22 protein-coding genes are annotated in these 24,373 nt (G+C 40.3%); 10 read left to right on the top strand and 12 right to left on the bottom strand.

Annotated elements, in window-relative coordinates; genetic code table 11:
- Nucleotides 1-23: 23 nt before the first annotated feature.
- Both J2746_RS09815 and J2746_RS09820 read right to left on the bottom strand, forming a co-directional pair.
- The gene (locus J2746_RS09815; RefSeq protein ID WP_209619943.1) at nucleotides 24-233 is read right to left on the bottom strand and encodes a heavy-metal-associated domain-containing protein; all 210 of its coding nucleotides are present in this window, start codon (nucleotides 231-233) and stop codon (nucleotides 24-26) included.
- Nucleotides 234-308: 75 nt separating this feature from the next.
- Nucleotides 309-1,331 carry a restriction endonuclease gene (locus J2746_RS09820; protein ID WP_209619946.1) on the bottom strand — a complete coding sequence of 341 codons (1,023 nt, stop codon included), beginning with the start codon at nucleotides 1,329-1,331 and terminating at the stop codon, nucleotides 309-311.
- A gap of 235 nt (nucleotides 1,332-1,566) precedes the next feature.
- On the opposite strand from J2746_RS09820, the gene trxA reads away from it, so the two are divergent.
- Together trxA and J2746_RS09830 are read left to right on the top strand one after the other, a co-directional pair.
- Complete coding sequence (gene trxA, locus J2746_RS09825) at nucleotides 1,567-1,959, top strand: thioredoxin (protein ID WP_209619949.1); 393 nt, start codon at nucleotides 1,567-1,569, stop codon at nucleotides 1,957-1,959.
- A gap of 9 nt (nucleotides 1,960-1,968) precedes the next feature.
- A complete protein-coding gene (locus J2746_RS09830) occupies nucleotides 1,969-3,405 on the top strand; it encodes a methanogenesis marker 14 protein (RefSeq protein ID WP_209619952.1) in 1,437 nt (478 codons plus the stop codon).
- 429 nt (nucleotides 3,406-3,834) lie between these two features.
- Here the strand turns inward: J2746_RS09830 and polX are convergent, their stop codons facing one another.
- Together polX and J2746_RS09840 are read right to left on the bottom strand one after the other, a co-directional pair.
- Nucleotides 3,835-5,565, bottom strand: a complete 1,731-nt coding sequence (gene polX / locus J2746_RS09835) for a DNA polymerase/3'-5' exonuclease PolX (RefSeq protein WP_209619955.1) — start codon at nucleotides 5,563-5,565, stop codon at nucleotides 3,835-3,837.
- A gap of 14 nt (nucleotides 5,566-5,579) precedes the next feature.
- On the bottom strand, nucleotides 5,580-6,248 hold the full coding sequence (locus J2746_RS09840) for a DUF166 domain-containing protein (RefSeq protein WP_209619957.1): 669 nt from the start codon (nucleotides 6,246-6,248) through the stop codon (nucleotides 5,580-5,582).
- 356 nt (nucleotides 6,249-6,604) lie between these two features.
- Between J2746_RS09840 and tmk the strand changes: the two genes are divergently transcribed.
- Nucleotides 6,605-7,213 carry a dTMP kinase gene (gene tmk, locus J2746_RS09845; protein ID WP_209620162.1) on the top strand — a complete coding sequence of 203 codons (609 nt, stop codon included), beginning with the start codon at nucleotides 6,605-6,607 and terminating at the stop codon, nucleotides 7,211-7,213.
- Nucleotides 7,214-7,277: 64 nt separating this feature from the next.
- Here the strand turns inward: tmk and J2746_RS09850 are convergent, their stop codons facing one another.
- Together J2746_RS09850 and J2746_RS09855 are read right to left on the bottom strand one after the other, a co-directional pair.
- Nucleotides 7,278-7,514, bottom strand: a complete 237-nt coding sequence (locus J2746_RS09850) for a hypothetical protein (RefSeq protein WP_209619959.1) — start codon at nucleotides 7,512-7,514, stop codon at nucleotides 7,278-7,280.
- Between the two features lie 91 nt (nucleotides 7,515-7,605).
- Nucleotides 7,606-8,325 carry a HisA/HisF-related TIM barrel protein gene (locus J2746_RS09855; protein ID WP_209619961.1) on the bottom strand — a complete coding sequence of 240 codons (720 nt, stop codon included), beginning with the start codon at nucleotides 8,323-8,325 and terminating at the stop codon, nucleotides 7,606-7,608.
- Nucleotides 8,326-8,370: 45 nt separating this feature from the next.
- Here J2746_RS09855 and J2746_RS09860 point away from each other — a divergent pair, with 45 nt between their 5' ends.
- Entirely contained in the window at nucleotides 8,371-9,069 is a 699-nt protein-coding gene (locus tag J2746_RS09860; RefSeq protein ID WP_209619963.1) for a (5-formylfuran-3-yl)methyl phosphate synthase, read from the top strand.
- A 226-nt stretch (nucleotides 9,070-9,295) separates the two neighbouring features.
- Here the strand turns inward: J2746_RS09860 and J2746_RS09865 are convergent, their stop codons facing one another.
- Both J2746_RS09865 and J2746_RS09870 read right to left on the bottom strand, forming a co-directional pair.
- A complete protein-coding gene (locus tag J2746_RS09865; protein WP_209619965.1) occupies nucleotides 9,296-9,961 on the bottom strand; it encodes a hypothetical protein in 666 nt (221 codons plus the stop codon).
- A 23-nt stretch (nucleotides 9,962-9,984) separates the two neighbouring features.
- Complete coding sequence (locus J2746_RS09870) at nucleotides 9,985-11,349, bottom strand: AAA family ATPase (protein ID WP_209619967.1); 1,365 nt, start codon at nucleotides 11,347-11,349, stop codon at nucleotides 9,985-9,987.
- 284 nt (nucleotides 11,350-11,633) lie between these two features.
- On the opposite strand from J2746_RS09870, the gene J2746_RS09875 reads away from it, so the two are divergent.
- A complete protein-coding gene (locus J2746_RS09875; RefSeq protein ID WP_209619968.1) occupies nucleotides 11,634-13,865 on the top strand; it encodes a CDC48 family AAA ATPase in 2,232 nt (743 codons plus the stop codon).
- 61 nt (nucleotides 13,866-13,926) lie between these two features.
- Here the strand turns inward: J2746_RS09875 and J2746_RS09880 are convergent, their stop codons facing one another.
- Nucleotides 13,927-16,056 (bottom strand): methyl-accepting chemotaxis protein, encoded by a 2,130-nt coding sequence (locus tag J2746_RS09880; protein ID WP_209619978.1) that lies wholly within the window; start codon nucleotides 16,054-16,056, stop codon nucleotides 13,927-13,929.
- A gap of 573 nt (nucleotides 16,057-16,629) precedes the next feature.
- Between J2746_RS09880 and J2746_RS09885 the strand changes: the two genes are divergently transcribed.
- Entirely contained in the window at nucleotides 16,630-17,331 is a 702-nt protein-coding gene (locus J2746_RS09885) for an RNA ligase partner protein (protein ID WP_209620169.1), read from the top strand.
- 13 nt (nucleotides 17,332-17,344) lie between these two features.
- On the opposite strand, the gene J2746_RS09890 is transcribed toward J2746_RS09885, so the two are convergent.
- Genes J2746_RS09890 through J2746_RS09900 form a run of 3 tightly spaced genes read right to left on the bottom strand, consistent with a single transcriptional unit; the run spans nucleotide 17,345 to nucleotide 20,017 of the window.
- Nucleotides 17,345-18,205, bottom strand: coding sequence for a geranylgeranylglycerol-phosphate geranylgeranyltransferase (locus tag J2746_RS09890; protein ID WP_209619980.1), 861 nt, complete (start codon nucleotides 18,203-18,205; stop codon nucleotides 17,345-17,347).
- 7 nt (nucleotides 18,206-18,212) lie between these two features.
- On the bottom strand, nucleotides 18,213-19,160 hold the full coding sequence (gene nadA / locus J2746_RS09895) for a quinolinate synthase NadA (protein ID WP_342451833.1): 948 nt from the start codon (nucleotides 19,158-19,160) through the stop codon (nucleotides 18,213-18,215).
- Between the two features lie 41 nt (nucleotides 19,161-19,201).
- Nucleotides 19,202-20,017 (bottom strand): aspartate dehydrogenase, encoded by an 816-nt coding sequence (locus J2746_RS09900; RefSeq protein WP_209619982.1) that lies wholly within the window; start codon nucleotides 20,015-20,017, stop codon nucleotides 19,202-19,204.
- Between the two features lie 141 nt (nucleotides 20,018-20,158).
- Between J2746_RS09900 and nadC the strand changes: the two genes are divergently transcribed.
- The 4 genes from nadC to J2746_RS09920 all read left to right on the top strand — a co-directional run bounded on the left by nadC (nucleotide 20,159) and on the right by J2746_RS09920 (nucleotide 24,370).
- The gene (gene nadC, locus J2746_RS09905) at nucleotides 20,159-20,998 is read left to right on the top strand and encodes a carboxylating nicotinate-nucleotide diphosphorylase (RefSeq protein ID WP_209620175.1); all 840 of its coding nucleotides are present in this window, start codon (nucleotides 20,159-20,161) and stop codon (nucleotides 20,996-20,998) included.
- 117 nt (nucleotides 20,999-21,115) lie between these two features.
- Nucleotides 21,116-22,378 carry a BatD family protein gene (locus J2746_RS09910; protein WP_209619984.1) on the top strand — a complete coding sequence of 421 codons (1,263 nt, stop codon included), beginning with the start codon at nucleotides 21,116-21,118 and terminating at the stop codon, nucleotides 22,376-22,378.
- Between the two features lie 80 nt (nucleotides 22,379-22,458).
- Nucleotides 22,459-23,565, top strand: a complete 1,107-nt coding sequence (locus tag J2746_RS09915; protein WP_209619986.1) for an FtsZ/tubulin family protein — start codon at nucleotides 22,459-22,461, stop codon at nucleotides 23,563-23,565.
- 166 nt (nucleotides 23,566-23,731) lie between these two features.
- Nucleotides 23,732-24,370, top strand: a complete 639-nt coding sequence (locus tag J2746_RS09920) for an ABC transporter ATP-binding protein (protein WP_209620177.1) — start codon at nucleotides 23,732-23,734, stop codon at nucleotides 24,368-24,370.
- Nucleotides 24,371-24,373 lie beyond the last annotated feature (3 nt).

The raw sequence follows: 24,373 nt of genomic DNA on the forward strand, positions 1-24,373 counted from the left end.
ATTGTTATAAGAATTTTCTAATCTCAAGCTACAACAGTATAGCCGACATCTGTAACTGCTGCCTTGATAGCATCAAGACTTGCAGTATCAGGGTCAAAAGTTACTGTAGCCTGCTTTGCTTCGAGGTCAACTTTCACTTCGCTGACACCTTCTATGGCTACTATGGTTTTTTCCACATTTGCCTGGCAGTGTCCGCACATCATACCTTCGATTTTGATAACTTCTGTTGTCATAGTTTTTGAGTCTCCTATATTTTATAAGGGCTGCTAATTATATAGGTTTCACGCTTGTGAAGTCTCTACTTTAATTCATACAGTTCTTACACATTGCTCGATGAATTCTTTCCATCTTGCAGGATTTTCCACAATCAAAGGATGCTTCTTCATATTATCGGAATCTTCAGAAACAATAAGTTGTTCTTTTTTCAGGAATCCTCTTTTTATTTCAACACCAACTATCTTTTTGTTCGGTATGTCAAGCTCTGAATTCCCTGAAATATCCAGTACTACGAGCCGTTTATTTGTGAGTAAAGTAAGCTCTGTTCCGTTTCTGGATGAAAGGATCAGGTGTTCTCCTCTTACATATTCCGGGCGTATGCTTTCCATTATTTTTTCAATAGCCTGAAGTTTTCTGGAACTAAGGGGATATAATTTGAGCTTCTTGTTTCCAGTTACAAGAATCATCCTTCCGTGTTCACAATGCATGCCCAAAAGCTCTTTTAATTCTATTCGCTCCTCAATATCAGAACGCTTAGAGAACAGACCGGAACTTTCCTTTTTCAAAAATATGTTCCTGTTTGTGATAGTAATGAGGATTTTCTCCTTACCCAGTATTACAGTTTCATTTGCAAGGACCTGTTCTCCTCTCTTAAGAATTGCTCCACCTTTATTTTCTTCCTGCTTTGATGATGAACTATTAGCATGTTCTAACCTGGTACTTGCGCATTCATCTGGCAGATAATGGTTCAGCATCTCCGAGAGCAGATAGCCGTCAATTAGTTTGAGGTTGTGCTGTGCTGCTTCTTCCATGGCTTCTTTTGTAAAGGATGAACTTGCCACTATTATGACCCCATCCACATGGTCACGATATCTGATGCTGCTATATTCCCTGATGTCTTTTACACCTACCGGGTCTGAGTATCTCTTTGCCTGGACGTTCCATGTGTGGACCAATCCGAAATTCTCTATCCTGATAACAAGGTCGACTCCTTTGTCCCTGGAGTATTGGGTAAGTTCAGTATGATATCCCATTTTTGAAAAAAGTCGGGAGAGAAGAACCTCAAAGTCCTGTGGGTCAGTTTCAAGCAGTGATTCAACGGTCCATTTTGCCATCTTTTTTTCCTTGACTATCCTTTATTTTGCCTGATATTATTATCGGCCTTGACTATTTATCTTTTTAATGTTTATTTGCTTTCTCCTGTTCAATATGGTATTGCTGAGTTATAGCACAACCATACAAAAACTTAAATGCATTAAAGATAGATAATAGGAAGAATTAACACATCTATATTAAATCATGTTTACAGTTAAATATCTGTAAATTATACTATTCAAAAGGGTGAATTCAATGGATGACCTAGAATCTATCAGGCAGAAAAGAATGCAGCAATTGCAAGAGTCTCTGGAGAAGAAGGAGTATCCCTCAAATCCTGTGAGCATAAATGATGCTTCCTTCAATGAGTTCGTATCAAAATATCCTCTTGTTCTTGTGGACTGCTGGGCACCCTGGTGTGGTCCATGTCGCATGCTTTCTCCTGTTCTCGATGAACTGGCTGTGGAAATGCAGGGAAAGGTCGTATTTGGTAAACTGAACGTTGATGACGAAAAAATGACGGCCATAAAGTTTGGGATAACAAGTATTCCTGCAATGTTGATCTTCAAAAATGGAGATTTTGTCGATAAAGTTATAGGTGCTGTTCCCAAGCAGAATATCATCCAGAAACTTCAGCCCCATATCTGAGGGATAGAAATGTCACATAAACCAAGAATTGCAGAAAGCCCTTCGGTCCGTTTACTTGACTTAAAGGACAAATCTAAATCATATTTTATTGTAGCGTCGGTGGAAGTGGGTAACACTACTACCAAATGTATCCTTACTGCAACCAATCTGGAAGACGGTAAGACCCGGCTTGTCAAGAAAACAGTGAGCATGACAAGGGATGTCCGTCCTCCGAAACCCGGTGAAGAGGTTTTTGGAAGAACACTTAACGGTGTAGAGCTGACAAGAGAATCTGTTGGCGAACTTGTGCGTGACACTCTTCTGGGTGCGGTGAAAGAAGCAAATCTTGATATTAAGACCGACGTTCATTTTGTAGTACGTTCAACTGGTGTTGTAGCGGGTTTTGATTCGCCTGATGAGGTTGGAGAATTCATCAAAGCATTGGCAGACGGGTGTCTTTTGGCAGGTGTACCACCAAACAGAATGACACCCCCAATGTCACTTTCCAATATCCCTGACAGGTTCCAGAAATATTCCAAGCTTGAAAAGGTGATTTTTGACGGTGCAGTGGCAAGTGTAACTCCTCCGGTTGGTGCAACAGGTGTGGAAATTGTTGCCAATGAGATGGAAGGTGAACTTGCAACAGCCGGAATCAAGGAGGGTGCCAAATGGGTGGATGTTGATTTCCGCAATCCATGTATTTCCATGGACTTCGGTACAACCCTTGATGGCAGGATTATCAGCCCTGATCTTCCTTATGCAAAGACAATAGGCAACTTCTGTGGATACGCAGGTGCCATTCCTGATTCAATCATCAAGGGTACAGGTATGGTGGATTCTAAAAAGGGTACAGCACTTGATATTTTCGATGGTAAATCCCTTGACGGCATTGCACTGAGGCTTAAAAGTAAGACCATAAAGGAATATGCTGAGAAAATACTTAATTACATTATAATTGAAAAGGTCCCGAAAGGACGTACCAGATATGGTAGTGTTCCTGTAAATTCAGAAGCAGCAGATGAAATAAATGTTGTTCTTATAGGTTGCGATATTGGTAACAACGGTTCAGACATGGATAAACTTGCAGAACTTGGTGCTGAGATCTATGAGAAGCACAATGTAAAGGTTCTGTTTGCAGTTATTGATGAGGTCATGGCGCGCGTTGTTCAGCGTCTTATAAAAGTTGCACAGGATGAAGGTCTGGTCTTTGAGGATAGTGCAATAGGTATCACTGGAAGAGCTGGTATTACAGGAAACAAGCCAAAGCTGGTCCTCAAGTATCTGCATGAGCTTGGTATCAACAATAAGATAGAAGAGCACGTGGTCTTTGTTGATGATGGTCTTGCACGTGGTGCCGCTGTAATGGCAAGATGCATGAATTCTCTTGGTACAACTTTCAACCCGCTGGGTGGTCACAGAGGTGGAAAATGTATTCTTGCACAGCGTATTAAGTTACAGAATAAATAACAATAGAACAAGAACTGGCAGGTTTTCCTGCCACTTTTAATATTTTGATAATGGACTTTCAAATAATAGAAAAAATCAATCTTATTGAGCTCTTCTTTTTTGATTCCTTTTCATCTCTTTCTTATACTCGATCTCATGTTTTTTCATAGATCTTTCGTGCCTGTTGGGTTTTGTACCTTTCAAAATTGCACCTCATAGATTGATGAATGATGCGTCTAGCTACCGGCTAAGCATAAAGCCCAAAAAACTGAATATAGCCTGTAATCCCTGGCTTTCTGCAATTCTACCTCTTTTAAGTGTTTATCACAAACAAATTTGTACAACAGGAATTTATATCTTTTGTTTTCTTCTGACAGGAAAACAAGTTCGACATTAATTATGTATTTACTAATGGATGGGAATGTGATTTATCGTATCCTGCTTATAATATTATTCTTTTGAAATACCGAGTCTGGAACAAATTTTTTTCAGTTTCATTGTATTGAGCACATCATCAGACTCAATCCATGCTCTCCTTGCAATATTAATTCCGTAAGCGATGTTATCCATATGGTCAATTATGTGTGTATCCGTGTTGATTGCAAGCATCACACCATGTTCTTTTGCCTTTTTCGCATTAACATCGTTCAGGTCAAGTCTCCATGGTGATGAATTTATTTCAAGCACTTTTTCGTTGTCCTTTGCAGCCTGAATGATAGTTTCCATATCCATATCATAAGGAGGACGCTTTCCGAACTTTCTCCCGGTGGGATGTGCCATTATATCCACATGCTCGTTCTCCAGGGCAGAAACGATTCTTTTAGTAATCTTCTTCCTGTCCTGGTCAAGTCCTGCATGGACCGCAACAATCACAATATCAAGTTGTTCCAGCAGGTCGTTACTATAATCCAGCTTGCCGTTTGCCTTAATATCGCATTCTGTTCCCGAAAGTATTCTGATATCATTGTATTTCTCATTGAGCTTATCAATAGCATCTATATGTTCGAGCAATCTCTTATCAGACAGGCCGTTTGCCACACCTGTTGAATATGAATGATCGGTGATAGCAATATACTCATATCCTTTCTGGATGGCAGCCTCTGCAAGTTCTTCCATGGTGTTGGCACCGTCACTCCAGTTTGAGTGTACGTGGAAGTCACCTTTGATATCTTTTCTTTCGATAAGTCTGGGAAGTTTACCCCTGAGGCTGGTTTCAACTTCTCCTCTGTCCTCCCGGAGTTCAGGTGGAAGGTACCCAAGTCCCAGTTCATTGTACAGGTTCTCTTCACTGCTGAATTTTGTGAGTTCGCCTGTTTTCTCATCAGTCAGTCCATATTCGTTCAGGCTGTATCCTTTTGAGAGTGCAAGCTTTCTAAGGTGGATGTTGTGTTCTTTTGAACCTGTGAAATACTGTAACATGGAACCGTAGGAATCCCTGTTTACAACTCTAAGGTCAACGTGATAATTTCCGGGATAAATAATGGATGCTTTGGTTGTTCCAGATTCAAGCACTTCTTCCACTTTCTCCATTCCGGTAAAATAGCTGATAGCTTTCTTCGGTTCTTCAGAGATTGCTATGATGTCAATGTCACCAATAGTGTCCTGCTTTCTTCTCAGACTTCCGGCAATTGCTACTTTCTCAATATCAGGGCTTAAGTCCAGAAAATCCCTGATTTCTGCGGCTATATCTTTTGCAAGTACGAAAGGATGTCTTCCATGGTCTTTGTCTTTTTTTTGTCTTACAATGGATCGCAGTATTTTCTCTTCCTGCTTTTCTCCCATACGCGGAAGTCTTCTGATTCTGTGTTCCCTGGCAGCCCTGCTTAGTTCATCAAGGGTCTGCACGCCGAGTTTTTTATAGAATAGCCTTGCAGTTTTAGGACCTATTCCGGGGATGTTCATTATTTCGATTATTCCTGCAGGAATCTCATCCTTTGTTCTCTCATAGGCTTCAAAAGTTCCGGTTTCAAGCATTTCCACTATTTTGCTACTGAGTATCTTGCCAATGCCGGGGATATTTTCTATAGTTCCTTCTTTGTGAAGTACCAGAAGTTCCTCGTCAAGTCCTTTGATCGTGCGTGCTGCATTTGTGTAGGCTCGTGTCTTGAACTGGCTTTCGCCTTTGAATTCAAGTATTTTTGCCATGTGGTTGAACTTCTCAGCTATCCGGATGTTGTCCATGTTATCCCGTTGGATTATTTTTCTCTCTTTCTTTTGATGGCATCTTCCACGGCTTTTTTGTGAATATCGCCAGATTCGTGGATACCACCCATTCCGCCCCTGACGGCTCTGCATGGGTATTGCTGTATCAGGAGCCCGGCTTTTGCAGGTGCATCTTCCACTTTTGTTCCCACAAGATCTTTTGCCATGTGCCATGTGCTTCCACAGGGTGCCCCGCATAAGACTTTGACCGAACTGATTATACCTTTATCGATGTCAACTTCAAGTTCGGGTATTGACAGGTATTTGCAGAGTTCTTCTGTTTCAGGTTCTGCCTCAAGGGTGCAGCAAATGTCTTCCACTTCTATGAGCATTTCGTATTTTTTTGCTATTTCCTCAAGTTCCACAACTGGTGCTTTTGAAGCTCCACCTGGAATTATCAGTGCTTTAACACCTGCTTTTCCTGCCATGTGTGCGATTGCAACGGTGAGGTCGGGGTGAAGGGAGTAAGTTATCACGATGTTTGAGTCAAATACGGAAGTATCTATGTTGAGTCCTTCAAGGAATTCCTCGGGCTCGTCTATGAAATCAGGCAATAGTTCCGGAACTGCTGTTTGAAATACTTCAAGGTCTGTTTTTGTGAGGATTGTTTCAATTAACCTGTTTCCGTATTTGCCTCTGGTGATTACTCCGATGCTGGTCATTTTTTATCTCTAAAAAAGTTATTTCCTTTGCATATATGCCTGCCGGATATCTGGTGTTGGATAGTTTAGGAAAAATGATTTTATTGGATTCAGGATATATTTATTCAACCGATTAGTATATTTATTATGATTAATCATATTTCCATGAGGATTTGATCATGGAAGAATACGACCCCAATAAAGTTTATTTCAGGTGCAACACTTGCGAGTTCTTATTTATGGAAGACCCTACTCTTTTTCCTGTTAGATGTCCACAGTGTGGCAGTGAGGATGTTATAAGGACCTGAATTTAGTCCAATCTCAATCCACTGGAATAAATTCTAAATAGTATTCCTTTGCTTTCATTGTTGATGTCAATGAAAGGTAAACTCATTACTCTGGAAGGTATCGACGGTTCCGGTAAGTCCACAATTACAGAGCTTCTGCGCTCAAATCCTGATTTCAAGGATTTTGTTTTCACAAGGGAACCAACCACCGGCTGGATCGGTGATGCTGTAAACCGTGCAATTCATTCGGATACTGATGACCTTGCAGAGCTTTTGCTTTTCACTGCAGACCACGCGGAACATATTTCTAAACTCATTATGCCTGCACTTGAAAGTGGCCAGAATGTAATCTCTGACAGATACTCAGGAAGTCGTTATGCGTATCAGGCTGTGACTCTTAAAGGTAAGTTCCCTGAGCCGATGGAATGGATACAGCAGATACACCACGGATGGACAGTTGATCCTGACCTGACAGTTCTTTTTGATATTGACCCGGAGATATCAGTTGAGCGATGTGGCAACCGTGGTGAGCAGACCAAATTCGAGAAAATTGACTTCCTTGAGGAAGTAAGGGCAAATTACCTGAAACTTGCAGAAGCAGATCCTGAGAGTTTTGTTATTATCAACACTGACAGACCAGTGGATGAAATTGAGAAGGATGTTCTGGATGCTATATTCTCTCTGGTTGGAACTCGGTAGAAACCAGTTCTGGTAAAGTAGCTCAATGAAGTAAAAATGTAAAAAAAGAAGTAAACGTTATCGTTTACTCAAGTTCGTTCTCATCTGCGAATTTGATGAGGGCTTCTCCAAGAGTTCTTGTGTATTTAGGGTTGAGGTTGAAACGTGATTTCTTCTGTCCGCCTCTTTCCTTTGCGATCTCTATGTATTCGTTCTCGTATCTCTCGCTTGTTGCAAGTGTGATGGTCAGGTACCAGCCTGCTCCCATCTTAATTTCTCCATAGTTCTCGCCGATTTCCACGTTTTCATCTTTGTCTGCCATGATTACACCGATAATTTAAGTATGAATTCAATAATGCAAATTCAACTTTGTTCACATTATTTTTATTTGTATATAATATTACTCTGCAAGATTAATCTGAAACTTGCCTTACCATTTCAAGTGGTATCGAGCCGTTATGCAGTGCTGTTGCCACAAGTGCGCCCTTAATTCCGATATCATCCAGAGTCTTAATGTCTTCCACGTTGCTTACACCGCCACCCAGAAGTACATTGTGTTTTGAGATAGAAACAATTTTACTTAAGAATTGTGAATCCACGCCGCTTGATGTGCCCACTCTGTCAAGATCAAGGATTATGATGTCATCCAGATCGTAGTCGTTGAGGAGCTCTACTATCTTAAGCGGATCGTCGGGCATTTCGGGGTCGTTGGTGAGTATCTTGCCGTGTTTCTTGTCGATACTGACGCTTACCCTTCCGGGGTAGAGGGAGACAACCTCTTTTATTGTTTCAAGTGATGCGGTCTCGGTTCCGAGGATAACGGTCTGCACGATCTCCATTACGTCTTCGGTTTCTGAGGGTAATGTTATGCCCGGGTCGAGCATTACTTTTGCTGATTCTGCAACGGCCTGTATGATGTCGAAGTTCTTTTCCCTCTTGCCGATTCTCTCAAGCAGGTTGAGGTCTGCGATGTAGACCTCTGCTGGCTTTGCGGTTTCCACGATTTTTACTGCATCTGATGTATTGCATATGTTACTTGAGAAGTGAATGGGCTTGTATTCCCTACGATCACCGCCCTGTGCATGGACTATTGTCCGGTTGAATATATCGAGAACGAAGATGATACGAAACATATATAATTGATACATCTGTCATGCTATAAAAAAGAGGTTAATACTATGAAATTACTTATCAGTCCTATCAACCCTGAAGAGGCAATTGCAGCATACGAAGGTGGTGCTGACATTGTTGATGTGAAGAATCCTAAAGAAGGTTCACTTGGTGCAAACTTCCCGTGGATTATTAGCTCTGTGAAAGAGTCCATTAATGCCGGAAAACCAATAAGCGCGACAATAGGTGATTTCAATTTCAAGCCGGGAACTGCATCCCTTGCGGCACTTGGTGCGGCAGTTGCAGGTGCAGATTATATCAAGGTCGGTCTTTTTGATGTCCAGACCGAGGAACAGGCACTTGAAATGCTCACTAATATCACAAAGTCAGTAAAGAGCTACGATGCTGAGAAGAAGGTTGTTGCATCAGGTTATTCTGACTATGAGCGTATCAATTCAATCAACCCACAGCTTCTTCCGGCTATCGGCGCAAAGGCAGGCGTTGATGTTGTGATGGTCGACACAGGTATCAAGGACGGCCGCTCAACCTTTGAGTTCATGGACGAGGAAGAGCTTACAAAGTTCACAACTGCTATCCGCAAGGAAGGACTTCTTTCCGCACTTGCCGGAACCCTCAAGTTCGAGGACCTCCCTGCACTCAGGCGCATCGACCCTGACATCATCGGTGTTCGCGGCATGGTCTGCGGCGGCGACAGGTCATCCGTCATTAAGGCAGAACTTGTCGAGAAGCTAAGGAATGAGATGTAACTTCGGTTACTTCTTATTTTTATACTATATTGTTTTAGTATTTTTTTGGTGCTTTTAATAATCTATCCTGCCAATAAAATTAATAAAAGTCACTATTAGTTACCAAGAATCAATAAAACGAATAATCTAGAGATACGTTTTTATTTTCATTGCTAGGTATTATTATTCTCGTTTTGAAGTTCTCATCGGTTTGATTTTGACTTGACGCACAAAAAAGTAAACATAATCAAGAACATATCCGAGTAATTATTGTTTTTGCCCATTCTTCATTTTGTAGATGGCATTCAATGGCATAATTTCTAAACATTTCTTCTTTATTTCCATCATAATACTTGGTTGCAACAGATCTAACTTCTTCTTGTATGTTTCCTTTTTCTCTTTTCTTTAATTTTTTCTCAGAATAGCAATAATCCAATGTTAACCTTTCTAAACTATCTGGAATAGTATATATCTCAACATTAACATTGTACTGATTCTTTGGATGACTAATTGTAAAAACATTATTTTCCACGGCAATTCCAACTGTTCTCAAGTAGCTACTGCTAGATTTAAGTTCATCCAATGTTTTTTGAATGTTATCCATATGCTTTTCAAGGGGTCTATGGTCATCATCCACAACCACTATAATTGTAATATTTTCCGGATGCTTGCCAACCAGTTCTTTAACAGCTCTTTTTAAATAGGTTCCAAAAACTCCTTCTCTTCCATCATCTCCAAGTATTATTAATGGATTATCTTCTTGTTCCATTATGTATCTTGAACACTTCCCGACTAATTCTTGAAACTTGGACAAATCTCTATGAACTTTACGTGGCTTCAATCCTTGTTTTTGTGATAGTTCATCAAAAAACCAGATATCATGTAGTCCTTCACATAAGATTGATTGTATCATGGCCTGCCCTTCTCTGAAAAAAATCAGAACCCTCTCAAATCTGTGTTAATTTCTTCAATCTCTTCTTTTGCATATGTTCCATTTATAATTTCTCTTTCAATGAATCCATTGCTAAAACGGCTAAGTTTTACGATATTGATTTCATCCAATATATTGGACTTTTCAGCTGAATCTAATATATATTTTATCAGTTCCATACTGTGCGTCGAAAGAAATATTTGATGGTTTTTGGAATTGTCAACTATTTCCTTTGCAAAAACTCCCAAATAACCTGGATGCATTGAAATTTCAGGTTCTTCAAATAGTACTACTCCTTTCTCAATCAATGTAGTTATGAATGAATTAATTAGAAGGGAATTAAAACCATCTCCCATTGATGAAAGTGGCAATGGTTCATCTATATCTTTCAAAAATACATATAAGCGTCCATCCTTTTCTCTAATATCTTCAAAATAATGAATTCTCTTTTTAAGATACTCTATTACATCAATTACTTTTTTTGATTCGAATGCTTTGTTATATAATGCACCATCAGGACGACTAGATTTATTAATTAAAAAAGGTATTATAGAGTCCCTTTCTCCTTTGTCATCTATTACGTAAAATGATCTTTCCATTAATTTGAATGAACTATTTTCCGAGTATATTTCTGGATAAACAAACATTTTTTCAGAGTCTAGCAAACGTTGTTTAAGAAACTGGATTTCATTTTCCATATCTGAAGATATTTCTGTTAGGAGATTTAATAGCTTATTAAAATCATTTTCCGGTAACTCTCTATTATCTCTCTCTTTAATTTCTATAAATTCAGATAATGTCTCTGTAAGTTTCCTATATGGGCTTCTTCTTGCTTCACTTGGTGCCCGGTATCTAATTGGGGAAGCTCTTGAGTATGAAACAGAATCGTCATAATCCATGAATATATATTTTTCATTTTCTCCATTAGGAAGTCCACTTTCTGAATAATCTAGGTATATTTTTCTATTTTCTTGCGTACTCAGAATTAATGAAATTTCAGGTCGAATTTTTTCTTCGTTGTTGTGGACTAAGTATCTGTAATCCTCATTACCAATTATTTCAGTAAATTGATTATCAATAGAGTCTTTGTAGTTGTTTAATGAAGATAAGCCCATCCAAATAGATTCTAGTATTGATGATTTCCCTGTATTATTAGGACCAACTATAATATTTATTGAATTACATGATAGTGACATTTCACTAAATCCTTTGTAATTCTTGATATTAACTTCATCTATAAATTTCATGTATATTTTTTCCTTTATTTTGGATGCTACAAGCTTATTTGTACATTTTTGAACTTCAACCGTATTTACAATATGCACAATCGGTTTAAAAGTTAACCATTGTTTGCTATCGCAACCATTCATATATATCTATCTTTTTCTATATTTATATTGTATGTGATATTTATTTAGTACTAATTATAATTAGTGCGTTAATTTTCGTAAAAAAGCTTTACTCTTTTTATTTTTATTAATATATTTTGAAACACTTGATTGATTAAATATCAATATACGTACCGCAAACACCTAAATATCTCATCTGTTACTCCTCCCAAAACCCCAGAAACGTTAAATCATACTTCTGCTGAATATATTATTGATGATGACCGTCGATACCGTATTCAAAAACAGTCCTGTGGTGATATGGCTTGACAGATGAAATAACTGTAAAAGTAGGTCAGGCTTATCCAAGAGATGCAGGCAGGGGAATTGCCAGGCTCGATAAGACTCTCATGCAAAAGATCGGTGCCATAAGTGGCGATATAATCGAGATCAAGAGCAAGGAGAAATGCTATGCAATAGTCTGGCCGGGTTATCTTGAAGATGCAGGCAAGGACCTTGTACGCATAGACGGTAACCTGCGTAATAATGCCAAAGTTGGTATCGATGATTCAGTGACACTCAAAAAAGTGCAGGTCGTTGAAGCAGAATCATTAACACTTGCTCCAACAAGGGAAACTCATCTTGTAGGTGGAGCACGTTTCATACTCAGGATACTGGAAGGCCGTCCGGTTGCAAAGGGACAGAGCATCCGTGTCGAGACAGTGAACAATCCTATCTCTTTTGTAGTACTCGCCACCAAGCCATCAGGTCCGGTGGTAGTGACCCGCAACACCCGGATAAATCTGCGTGAGAAGGCCGCCATAGCAGAAACAGCTGCAGGTCAGGTCACGTATGAGGATATCGGAGGTCTGCGGCGTGAACTCGGACTTGTGCGTGAGATGATAGAACTACCTCTGAAGCACCCGGAACTATTCAACAAACTGGGCATCGACCCTCCAAAAGGGGTCTTGCTCTTCGGACCCCCGGGAACCGGAAAAACCCTGATAGCAAGGGCTGTTGCCAGTGAGACCGATGCCAATTTCATATCCGTCAGCGGACCTGAGATAGTTTCCAAATACTACGGTGAAAGCGAACAGAAGCTCCGTGAGATATTCGAGGAAGCCCAGCGTAATGCACCCACCATCATTTTCGTTGACGAGATAGATTCCATTGCTCCCAAACGTGATGAGGTAGTCGGGGAAATGGAACGCAGGGTAGTTGCTCAATTACTTTCACTCATGGATGGTCTGGCTTCCAGAGGCAAGGTCATAGTCATAGCCGCCACCAACCGTCCCAATTCCATTGATGAAGCTCTTCGCCGTGGAGGAAGATTCGACCGTGAGATAGAGGTCGGTATTCCTGATTATGACGGAAGGCTGCAAATCCTCTACGTTCACACAAGAGGAATGCCACTTGAAAATGACCTCGAGCTAAAGGAAATAGCAGCAGTAACGCACGGTTTTGTAGGTGCTGACCTCTCATCTCTTTGTAAAGAGGCTGCAATGCACGCCCTCAGGAGATTACTCCCTGAACTTAAGATCGATGACGTTGAAGACGAAATCCCGCCGGAGTTCATGGAAAAGCTGGAAGTCACCAGAAAGGACTTTGATGAAGCCCTGAAGAATATCGAGCCTTCGGCCATGCGTGAGGTTTTCGTGGAAGTACCGCAGGTAAGCTGGGATGATATAGGTGGTCTCGAAGGAGCAAAACAGGAACTTGCAGAAGCAGTTGAATGGCCTCTGAAATATCCTTCCCTTTTTGAAACCGTGAACACCAAACCGCCAAGAGGAATCATGCTCTTTGGTCCACCGGGAACCGGAAAGACCATGCTTGCCAAAGCTGTTGCAACAGAAAGTGAGGCAAACTTCATCAGCATTAAGGGACCGGAACTTCTCAGCCGCTACGTTGGAGAATCCGAAAGAGCCGTGCGTGAGACTTTCCGCAAGGCAAGGCAGGCAGCACCAACCATAGTATTCTTCGATGAAATAGATTCCATGGCATCAGAACGTGGTTCAAGCGTAGATGCCCACGCAACAGAGCGTGTTGTAAGCCAGATTCTCACCGAGATAGATGGCGTTGAGGAACTCAAGGATGTGGTGATAGTCGCAGCTACTAACCGTCCTGATATTGTAGACCCGGCACTCTTGCGCCCGGGAAGATTCGACCGCCTGATCTACGTCCGTCCTCCTGACAAACAGGGCCGTGAAAAGATATTCAATATCCATCTTGCCGACAAGCCACTGGCAAAAGATGTGAACGTTGATGAACTTGCAGAGATGACCGAAGGCTATGTTGGTGCTGATCTTGAATCCATCTGTCGTGAAGCTTCAATGCTGGCCCTGCGAGAAGTGATAACTCCGGGTCTCAGTCAGGAAGAAGCTCTTAAAAAAGCAGAAGGAATCAAGATTACTTATGATCACTTCCTCAAAGCCAAAAGCCGTGTGAAACCAACAACATCACGCAGTGCCATGAATTTCTACGAGCAGGCTGCTGAATCATTTGCAATGTACGCGGCTAACGAGGAAGAACAGGATATTGATGAAAGGGCGTATCAATAAGTAATCAATAAGAAAAAAGCTATATTCATTTATAATATCAAAAAACGAAAAAGAGGGACAATCAGAGTCCCTTCTTTTTTCCTTCTAATTTTGGTGCATCTTCATGCATCACATTTTCTTCGCTGGCAAGTACGAACTTGCTGACCATTTCCTGCATAGTAACTGCCATACCTGCAAGTTCCTGTGAGCTCTGGGCCAGCTCGTGCATGGAAGCATTCTGCTGTTCCACAGATGCGGATGTCTGCTCGGTTCCTGCTGCTGTCTCCTGGGATATGGATGTAACATCCTCAATAGAAGCAGTTATCTCCTCAATGCTGGCAGATTGTTCCTGTGCAGCAGCGGCAATGTTCTGGACCATTTCAGAAACCTTGATGGAACCTTCAACAATCTCCCTCATGGCATTGACAGTTTCATCAAGTGCAACCACACCATCATGGACAGTGGTGTTTCCTTTTTCAACTGAATCAACAACAACATTAGTTTCAACCTGGATCTCATTGATAAGTTCGGATATCTGGTTTGCTGCACTTCCTGATTCTTCCGCAAGCTTACGGACCTCATCAGCCACAACAGCAAATCCTTTGCCGTGCTCTCCTGCTCTTGCAGCTTCAATTGCGGCATTAAGAGCAAGAAGGTTTGTCTGGTCTGCAATATTGGTAATAAGGTTAACAATCTCGCCTATCATCTTGGATTTTGATTCAAGCCCCTTGATAGCATCAACAGATTCCATAGAACTCTTCTGGATCTCTTCCATCTGTCTCATCAGTTCTTCAGACCTGTTTCCAACATCCTTTGTCTTATCACTGGATTCAGTTGCGATCTCAGCAGATACCTGCGCATTTGTGGCAATATCCTGTACATTCTGGGACATATCGTTCATTGCGCGTGAAATGTCATCAGTTTTAGCTGACTGTTCGTTTGCTCCTGTGGCAATATCTGTTATTGTCTTTGAAACGTCTTCTGATGTAGCAGTGACCTCTTCAATTGCAGCAGACATCTGTTCGGAAGTGCTTGCAATGATATTTGAGTTCTTGCTGATGTCAGTGATAATATTGTTCATAGTATGCATGATCTCATTGAGTCCCCTTGGTATCGCCTCGAAGTCGATACCTACATTAGTCTCTGCTTTTCTGTCAATCTTTCCTTCAAGCGCGTCGTCTGATATCTTTTTAAAGTCATCGACGATATTCTCTATAGGTTTTGTGATCGAGCGTGCGATCAGGTAGGCTATTACTGCCATTGCAAAAATTGCAATAATAGAGATCACGATAAGTTGGTTTCTAAGTTCCATGGCACCTGCAAGCATTTCTTCTTCAGGCACTGTAAGGACGAATGCAAAATCAGCAGTCTCAACAGGATTGTATACCATTACAACATCTTTTCCGGTTGTAGGGTCTGTTACCGCAATATGCCCGCTAATTCCTTTTTCGATGTCCTCTGCCATTTTATCTATTTCAGGGTTATTAAGGTCTGCAAGGGTCTTGCTACCGATCCAATTTTTCTCTGTCGGATGTGACATAAATAAACCTGTATTACTGACCATGAATGCATAGCCGGTATCAAAGATGCTGACTTTTGAAACCTCATCATCAATGTAGTCTAGGGAAACGTCAACACCCGCAATCCCCACGAAATTCCCATCTTTGATTATTGGAGAAACGTAGCTTATCATCATAACTCCGTCATACATGAAAGGCTCAAGTATGACATCCTGCTTCAGGGTTTTAGGAAGCTGATAATATTCATCTGTTTCGTAACCTGCAAGCGGATCAAGAGCAACAGAACCACCGATTCTGCTCCAGTAAGGAATAAATCTTCCAGTAGGGTCATGTCCCTGATCATTTACATAGTCAGAATCTTTTCCGTCAAAAGCATCAGCTTCATATGCAACATACGTACCCAGAAGCCCCTGATTTTCTTCCAGCAGCTTCTTCAGAATGGAATTAACTTCATTTCTGTTGCCTGTATCATAGTTCTCCATGGTTGTAGCCATGGTTTGAGCCAGCATCTGGTTGGATCGCATATCACTATCGTAATAGTATGCATAGCTTCTGGCAACGCTTTCAGCCTCAGAGAAGGCCATTGTTGTTTCCTGTTCCGTGACCTTATCAACAATCACATAGGTGCTAATGGTCATCAATATAATGACACTGGTAACAATGTATAAAAGAAGTTTATTTCTTATATTCATTTTTTTAAAATCCATATTCATTCCTTTTTTAGCTTTTTGAACAGTGCAACACCGTCACACAAAGTATAAATAATGATTTTTAAATATATAAGTCATACTATATATTTTGCATATATTATGTACGTCTGTCGATGCTTTTTTATATGACATCTTTTTATTGCAAGCCACAACATATATATGTAAGTTTTATTTTTTGAACAATTAGTTTTAGTTGCATAGTTTCTATAATTGAAAATAAACTTTTTTAGTTTTAATGCACAATATCTATATGTTTTTAAGAATTAACTGCACACTAAGAAAATAGTGGAAAAGCTTGCCAACTATTTTTGAATGGTATTTTCAGAATTGATTTAATTTCTATTCAGTAAACTCTAGTGTCTAATATAATATATTATTTATATTATTCACTTAAAAACAACATGTATTTAATAATTTCGTCAAAATCAGTGTAAAATATTTTATATAAATTTTGTTCATAAATGTGTAAATGACTACCAAAAATCCTTTAACCATACTGCACACAATATTATGTACAGATGTCTCATGACATCTGGTACAAATGAAGGTAATTCCATGCTAAGACAGCGTTTTGTTCTTGATACAACTGCATTGACCGATCTCCAGGTAAGAGAAAAACTGGAAATGGATGGTATGTGTGATGGTATAAGGGAAGTTCTCGACCTTATAGCCAGTTCAAGGTTAAATCTTGGTATAAGTTGCTACGTGCCTTTTCCCTCTGTCTATAAGGAGTTACATGAGTTTGCCCAGAATAATGGCTGTGATAGTGAAGTCATAGCAAAGATAGATACATGGCTTGTAAAAAAGGCTCCGGACCGTTATAATGTGCAGATCCCATCCAAAGTTTTCCATGAGTATGTTTCACACATGCGGGAACGCATCAATAAAGGAATGGTTATTGCCGAAGAGACGATATGGGATGCTTCTACCGAATGTCTTCTTACTGAATCAAAGGCAAATAACAGGAAGGATATCAGTTCTGATATTGAAAGAAGGGTTATTGGCGGGCACATCGGGAAGTTCAGGAACAAATACCGCTCAGCTCTTCGTTACGGTATTCTTGACAGTGCTCCTGACATAGATGTGCTGATACTTGCAAAGGAACTGGATGCTGCAGTAGTGGCAAGTGATTTCGGAATTCAGAAATGGGCTGAGGAACTTGGAGTAAGATTCGTACCTGCTCACACTTTCCCCATGATATTGCAGGAATACCTGAAACATTCTGATAATGTAAAAAAGCCAGATTCTGAAAAATAATGCTAAACCTTTTTTATGCTCCGGCAATGAATGAAATAAGAGCAAATGCCATTGCCAGCTTAAACATTTTTGAGGAACGTGCAGGTTCGTTCTTCCCGAGTATCTCATAAACAGCAACTGCAAAGAGAATGTCCGCAACAGTTACCAGTATCAGATAGCGGATTGTCATCAGTTCCTGTATGTATGGCAGTGGACTTGCCAGAACTGCAACAAGTCCTATTAGTGATGCTAAGTATGCTGCCTTTTTAGGGCCGATAACTATAGGAAGTGTTTTTGCTCCGTCTTCCCTGTCGCCTTCAATATCTTCTATATCCTTGACTATCTCACGGGCAATTGTTGCCATGGTTGACAGTAAAAAAAGTACAAATACTCCGTTAATCCCTCCATGCTCAAAAAAAACAGCTCCTCCAAAAAGGAAAGTTGAGCCTGTAAGATAACCTACGGCAATATTTCCAAAGAGTGCTGTTCTTTTAAGTGTACTAGCGTAATATATGAGCAGCAGTGAGTTTACCAGAGCAATGGCTCCGCATATTATGTTGATGGATGCTGCAATTATGGTTCCTGCAGCAAAAAGTGCAAGTGAGAAATATAGTGCTGTTTTCAGACTTATCTTCCCGGAAGGGATTGGTCTTTCAGGTTTGTTTATCCTGTCTATCTCAATATCAAAATAGTCGTTAATGGCGTTTCCTGCACCCGTAACAAAGAATACTACAAGGAACACCTTTAATGAATCAAAAACCGGAAACGTAATGATATCAGAATCTGATGGAATATTGGCTGAAACTATATTATATGCAATAAAAACTCCTACAAGGGCGGCAATAGCTGCCATAAGGCAGTTGCCTGAACGCATAAGTTTCAGATATGTCTGCATTTAGAGCTTACCTGTTACGTTTGATTTCAAGCATTCTGTCAAGTGCGATCCTTGCTTTTGCACTAACGTCTTCAGGAACTGTGATCACATGCTGCATGTTCTCAAGTGAAAGCAATAGGGAATTAAGGTCTATGGCTTTCATTTCAGGACATACAGTAAATTCGGAGACATCGTAGAACTTCTTTTCAGGGTTATCTTTCTGTAGTCTGTGGATAATCCCTCTCTCTGTTGCAATGATGAATTCATCACCGTCGGTCTTGGCATATTCTACCATTCCTGTTGTGCTGAACACCTTATCTGCAAGATCAATGACATCTCTTCTGCATTCCGGATGTGCGAGTAGTTCTGCATCTGGATGTTCTTCCTTTGCTCTTAGCGCATCAGTGGTAAGTATCTGGTTGTGGGTCGGACAGTACCCGTTCCATGGGATTATTCTTTTGTCGGTGAATCTTGATACATAGTCAGCCAGGTTCTTGTCCGGAACGAATAGTATTTCTTCTTCTTCAAGCGAGTTCACCACTTCCACAGCATTTGCAGATGTACAGCAGATATCGCTTTCAGCTTTCACATCTGCTGTAGAATTGACATAACATACAACTGCAGCATATGGGTACTTTTTCTTTTCCTCGCGAAGCGCTTTGGTAGTCACCATTGAAGCCATAGGACACCCGGCATGGATCTCCGGTAAAAGCACTGTTTTTTCCGGGCTGAGGATGGTAGCACTTTCTGCCATGAAATGCACTCCGCAAAATACAATTACATCTGCTTCCTGCTCAGTAGCCTGTATGCTCAGGCCGAGCGAGTCGCCTGTAAAGTCTGCAATGTCCTGTATTTCACCTCGTTCATAATTGTGGGCAAGGATAACTGCATTACGTTCTTCCTTTAATTTCAGTATCCTTTCAATGGTTTTTTGCTTGTCCTGCATGAGATCATTACCTTTGAATTGCTTATTCACAGACAACTTGAATGCATATTTATCTGTGGATGTTCTTTATTTTATGTACCTGTCTGAATGGGGTTTGACAGTTTTTTCAGGGTGGCTATGGCTGAAAGGGATGCCAGGTAGCTGGTTTTTGGATTAGCTGGAGATGGAAGATTTTCTACTTTTGTTGTAAATTTGCCAAAAGAACCTTCCACTGCTATTTCATGCACATTGCGTGTGAGTGCCGGATTTGCCACAATTTTAACTGTGGTCTTATCAAAACCAATTCCTGCAAGGCTGATGGTGGCAGCAACATTTACATTTGCAGGGAATTCTTTTACCGCCTCACTGGCAGGTCCTTCAAAGATGACCGTCTTACCGGCGATTGTGTCAAGATCGATATTGTTCCTGATAATATAGGGTGCACCTGCAAGTCCTCTGGGAGGTTTCTGTGTTGTGAGTGTGACTGAATATATTTCCTCTGCAGAGGCTGATTTAAGACCATCTATTCCTACAATTGCTCCTGATGGAAGATACACTTTGCAGTTATTTTCCCTTGCAAGTTCTTCTATGGTCCTATACAGATTCTCATCTGAGAATGCACCAATACTCATTATCATAACGTCACAATGTGCGTGAAGTGCTGTGGGAATTATCTCATAGACTGCTTTTTGTGAGGCACACTCAACCAGCAGATCTATATTTTTTATCATTTCAGCAGCTTCCATCACCTGAGGTTTTGACCTTTTTAATTCAGATAAAAGGTTTTCAACATCATCAAGATTCCTGTCGTAAATAGCTACAAGCTCTGCTTCAATAGTTCCATTATCAATTGCTTTGCATATGGTAGTGCCTATTGTTCCGCAGCCGATGAGTCCTATTCTGAGCATTTTAGATCCCTGAAAATCAAAGTATTAAGTACTGGAGTTAGAGTTTGTTGATTACTGCTTATATTGATTGGTTAAGTAGATTTTGCTTATTATGCTGGAAGAATATAAATCCCTTTACCATACATATTCACAGATAATATGATGTACACACACGAGATTGAAAGTTTTCTGGAAGAAGACCTTGGTTATAATGATATATCATGCACACTTGTTCCTGATCATGACATTGAAGCCATTATTTTCACAAAAGAGGACTGTACCCTTGCAGGACTGGACATTGCAATGTCATTCTTTGATTATTTAGGTATACAATATTCTACGGACTATTCAAATGGCGAAAGAATATCAGCTAATGATGTTATCTTTTCCCTGAGCGGAAGTTCTCTCTCAATTCTAAGGACCGAAAGGCTGGTTCTTAATTTTCTCGGACATCTCTGTGGAATAGCAACTAATGCAAGCAGATGTGTGAGTATAGTGCAAAAACATTCGAATTCAAGAATAGCGTGCACCAGAAAAACCACTCCCGGTCTTCGCAAATATGAGAAAATGGCTGTCATTGCCGGGGGAGGCGATCCTCACAGGTTTAATCTCACTGATACTATCATGATAAAGGACAATCATGTGAAGCTCATGGGTGTGGAAGGTGCCATAAGATCAGCAAAGGATAAGGCAGGTTTTACTCAAAAAATCGAGGTTGAAGTGGAATCATCAGATGATGCTCTAAAAGCTGCGCAGAAAGGAGCAGATATCATAATGCTTGACAATATGGGTCCGCAGGAAGTAAAAGATACTGTTGATCTCCTCAAAACCTCATCAATTCCTGAACACATCATTATTGAGGTTTCAGGAGGAATCAATATGGATAATCTGGAAAAGTATGCTAAGACCGGAGTAGATGTAATTTCCATGGGTTCTCTTATTCACAAATCACAATGGATAGATGTCAGCCTTGAATTAATTGATGAACATAAGTGCAAATGAACTTGTTGCATTTGTTTTTGCATAAATTTTAAAAATAATCATAATCATAAGGTTTATATTAATAACTGCGTATTTTAGCTGAAAAACAAAATCAAATTCTGATTATTTGAGGAAAACATGATCCGAGTTACTCGTCTACTGGTTATTTCTTTGTGCATGGTTTTCTTCTGTCTGGCACTGACAGGAAATGCTGCGGCAGTAGAGATTTACAATGGTTCCATTACAATGGGCGATGGTTACCAGTTGAATAATTTTGTTATTGATGTAACAGATGCTTTCCCGAGTGCAGAATCTGCGTCATTCTATGTATACGAGAATGGTGATGAGGTGGATAGCTTCCTTATAAATGAAGGAGATTCCTATGAATTTGATTTTGAAGACGATGCAGAAGTGGAAGTCTCTCTCATATCTGTAAGTAGTGGTACGCTTCCTGTTGTCAGGTTATCCATAGTTGTTAATAACTATCGTGTAAGTGACCTTTTTGAGAGCACTATTATTGATGGCGGTCATGAATATGCTACTTATTCCGGGACACCTGAACTTGAAATTATTAAATCAGTGGACAAATCTGAAATTAATGTAGGCGAAGTTGTGCGTGTGACCGTCACTGTTGAAAATACCGGTGATGATGACGCTGTGGATGTTGTTTTTTCTGATCCTCAGCAAGCGAAGTTCATTTTAGTCGACAATATTCTGGGTGATCCTGGCAAGATTGATGTGGAAGATGGTGACTCTGTAAAAAAGATATATGTCTATGACCTGAAAGCTACTGAAGCTGGTACATTTTCACTGAATCCGGTGACAGCCAGCTTTACGAATGAAGCAGGTCTGGATTTTGATGACACTTCATCAAATTCTCCGACAGTGATAGTAAATGCAGGCGAGGATCTGGTAAATGCTGATCTCGAATTCACAACTACTCTTGATAAATATACTGTCAGCCGCAATGATGAGATACAGGGGACTGTCACGATAAAGAACAATGGTGATGCTCCTGCAACAGCTGTCACAGTGGATTTTATAATTCCGGATGGACTTGAATTCCAGGGTGGTTCAGGTATAGAAGTGATATCCAGTGTACCTACTATTTATCTTGAGTCCTTTGGTGTACAGCAGGAGAAAGAATTTACCTTTTCATTAAAAGCCGCTGAAGTTGGAACATATACCCTTTCAATGGAAAACAGCTATCTTTTTGATAATGGAGTAGACACACAACTTGAAGAAGTCTCGTCAGAGTCTGTAACAAATAAGATATACGTTGTAAAGGGAGAATATGATTACCTTTTTGAGCAGCCTATTTATGTTTATGCAATACCTCTGATAATTATTGGAGCTATTGTGGGTTGGATATATCACAGGCACAAACAATATAAGTTCTGATGTGAGAGTTACACTTAATGTACTATAACTAATCACAAGATTTATTTGATTATAATTATATTATCGTTCGGAGGAATAATTTGCTCAACATACTCATCGTTGGTAACGGTCAATGCGGAAATCGCATACTGGATGCTATAAACAGGGAAGCTTTCGGTAAAAAAAGCCGTCTTGCCAAATTCTATTCTCAACAAAAATACAAAAGCAATGTACAGACCATTGCTATCAACACAGCAGTGAATGATCTTAAAGAGATGAAATTCACAAAAGCAAAGGACAGGATACACATCCCTCATCTGCATGGAGTCGGAGCAAACAGAAATGTTGGAAAACATGTTTTTGAGGAGAACAGGACCCATATCATGCGCCAGATCGAGGAACGAGGTAATTTTGATGTGTGTTTTGTTTTAACATCCGCATCCGGTGGAACAGGTTCTTCTTTTACTCCAATGCTTGTAAAAGAGTTAAAGGAACGGTTTGATTATCCTGTATACGCTGTAGTTGTCCTTCCATTCAGGGAAGAAGGAACTCTCTATCTTCAAAATGCTGCTTTCTGCTTGAGAGATGTCCGTGAAAGTGGCGTTGATGGTATTATCCTTGCTGATAACCAGTTCCTGAAACAGATGGGTGGTAACGTAGAATCTGCATATAATGGCATTAATGACATGATTGCCAAACGTCTTTTGTTCCTTCTTGACGCACTTGACAGCGAGATGATGATGGTAACTGATCTCGGTGACTTTAAGACAGTTATGAACGGTGGTGCGGGACTTGCAACAATTGGTTTCTATGAAGCAGAAACTGACATGCCTGTAAGAAGCGCAATTCAGAAAGCACTTTCTCCTTCAGGTCTTCTGTTCTCAAGTGATGTTTATAAAGAGGCAAGCAGGGCAATGGTTATCATCAGGGGTGACAAGGAACACCTCAGCATAGATGAGATATCAACGGAAGTTGAGAAACTATCAAGTGCAGTAGGTCATGTTTTTAAAGGTATTATAGTAAGGAACGGAGAGCTTCCTCAGGTGCTTGCAGTGCTTACGCTTGAATCTGCATCTGAACTTGAAGACCTATATTCCATTGCAGTGGATGCCATAAAATATGAGCGTGACAAGAAAGAGCGTGTGGCTACAGTCAAGGACGTAGATCGTGCATTTTCACAGATAGACGGAATGGACCCATCTTACTGAGTCTTTTCTTCTTTTTTACTTTTTTATTATATCTGCATTGAATTTCTTTTTTCCTAATCACATACATTGAAATAGTCTAAATCCAAATAAAGTTATCAGAGGTTTTTATTTGGCTGACGATAATGGTTCCTTCATTATACAGACAAGGGGACTCTCCAAGATATATATGGATGGAGTTGAAGTACGTGCTCTTGACAATGTAGACCTTGATATCAAAAAAGGTGAGTTTCTTTCAATTATTGGTCCGTCTGGCTCCGGAAAGAGTACTCTTCTCCACATGATAGGGATTCTTGATACTCCCAGTTCTGGAAGTATAACCATAGATGGAAAGGTTGTTACTGAAATGTCGGAAAAAGATCGTTCAAGGGTCCGTAATGAAGTATTGGGATTCATATTTCAGTATCACCATCTAATGCCTGATTTCAATGCTCTTGAAAATGTCATGATGCCTCTTCTGATTGGTGGCATGAAACGCAGTGAGGCTAAAAAGATTGCAGCAGGTCTTCTTGAGGAAGTAGGTTTGGGGGATCGTATGGATCATCTTCCGAATCAGCTTTCGGGAGGTCAGGCCCAGAGAGTTGCAATTGCAAGAGCTCTTGCCAACAGTCCCGGAATCGTTATAGGTGATGAACCAACCGGGAATCTTGATACCAAATCCAGTGACAGGATATACGAATTGCTCAGAAAGCTTAACCGTGACAGGGGACAAACCTTTATTCTTGTTACTCATGATGAGGAAATGGCCAGAAAAACAGATCGTATTATCAGAATAGTAGACGGGCGTATATCATCAGATTCTGTATAATTG

The sequence above is a fragment of the Methanolobus bombayensis genome, from assembly GCF_017873415.1.
GTDB classification, from domain to species: Archaea; Halobacteriota; Methanosarcinia; order Methanosarcinales; family Methanosarcinaceae; genus Methanolobus; species Methanolobus bombayensis.

What these genes read in the sequence shown, in the direction of transcription:
- J2746_RS09910 (WP_209619984.1), top strand. Translation starts at nt 21,116, where the DNA reads ATGATCCGAGTTACTCGTCTACTGGTTATTTCTTTGTGCATGGTTTTC.
- J2746_RS09865 (WP_209619965.1), bottom strand. Translation starts at nt 9,961, where the DNA reads ATGATACAATCAATCTTATGTGAAGGACTACATGATATCTGGTTTTTT.
- J2746_RS09855 (WP_209619961.1), bottom strand. Translation starts at nt 8,325, where the DNA reads ATGTTTCGTATCATCTTCGTTCTCGATATATTCAACCGGACAATAGTC.
- J2746_RS09880 (WP_209619978.1), bottom strand. Translation starts at nt 16,056, where the DNA reads ATGAATATAAGAAATAAACTTCTTTTATACATTGTTACCAGTGTCATT.
- trxA (WP_209619949.1), top strand. Translation starts at nt 1,567, where the DNA reads ATGGATGACCTAGAATCTATCAGGCAGAAAAGAATGCAGCAATTGCAA.
- polX (WP_209619955.1), bottom strand. Translation starts at nt 5,565, where the DNA reads ATGGACAACATCCGGATAGCTGAGAAGTTCAACCACATGGCAAAAATA.
- J2746_RS09815 (WP_209619943.1), bottom strand. Translation starts at nt 233, where the DNA reads ATGACAACAGAAGTTATCAAAATCGAAGGTATGATGTGCGGACACTGC.
- J2746_RS09870 (WP_209619967.1), bottom strand. Translation starts at nt 11,349, where the DNA reads ATGAATGGTTGCGATAGCAAACAATGGTTAACTTTTAAACCGATTGTG.
- J2746_RS09890 (WP_209619980.1), bottom strand. Translation starts at nt 18,205, where the DNA reads ATGCAGACATATCTGAAACTTATGCGTTCAGGCAACTGCCTTATGGCA.
- J2746_RS09830 (WP_209619952.1), top strand. Translation starts at nt 1,969, where the DNA reads ATGTCACATAAACCAAGAATTGCAGAAAGCCCTTCGGTCCGTTTACTT.
- J2746_RS09920 (WP_209620177.1), top strand. Translation starts at nt 23,732, where the DNA reads ATGGATGGAGTTGAAGTACGTGCTCTTGACAATGTAGACCTTGATATC.
- J2746_RS09840 (WP_209619957.1), bottom strand. Translation starts at nt 6,248, where the DNA reads ATGACCAGCATCGGAGTAATCACCAGAGGCAAATACGGAAACAGGTTA.
- J2746_RS09850 (WP_209619959.1), bottom strand. Translation starts at nt 7,514, where the DNA reads ATGGCAGACAAAGATGAAAACGTGGAAATCGGCGAGAACTATGGAGAA.
- J2746_RS09900 (WP_209619982.1), bottom strand. Translation starts at nt 20,017, where the DNA reads ATGCTCAGAATAGGACTCATCGGCTGCGGAACAATAGGCACTACCATA.
- J2746_RS09885 (WP_209620169.1), top strand. Translation starts at nt 16,630, where the DNA reads ATGCTAAGACAGCGTTTTGTTCTTGATACAACTGCATTGACCGATCTC.
- J2746_RS09860 (WP_209619963.1), top strand. Translation starts at nt 8,371, where the DNA reads ATGAAATTACTTATCAGTCCTATCAACCCTGAAGAGGCAATTGCAGCA.
- nadC (WP_209620175.1), top strand. Translation starts at nt 20,159, where the DNA reads ATGTACACACACGAGATTGAAAGTTTTCTGGAAGAAGACCTTGGTTAT.
- tmk (WP_209620162.1), top strand. Translation starts at nt 6,605, where the DNA reads ATGAAAGGTAAACTCATTACTCTGGAAGGTATCGACGGTTCCGGTAAG.
- J2746_RS09820 (WP_209619946.1), bottom strand. Translation starts at nt 1,331, where the DNA reads ATGGCAAAATGGACCGTTGAATCACTGCTTGAAACTGACCCACAGGAC.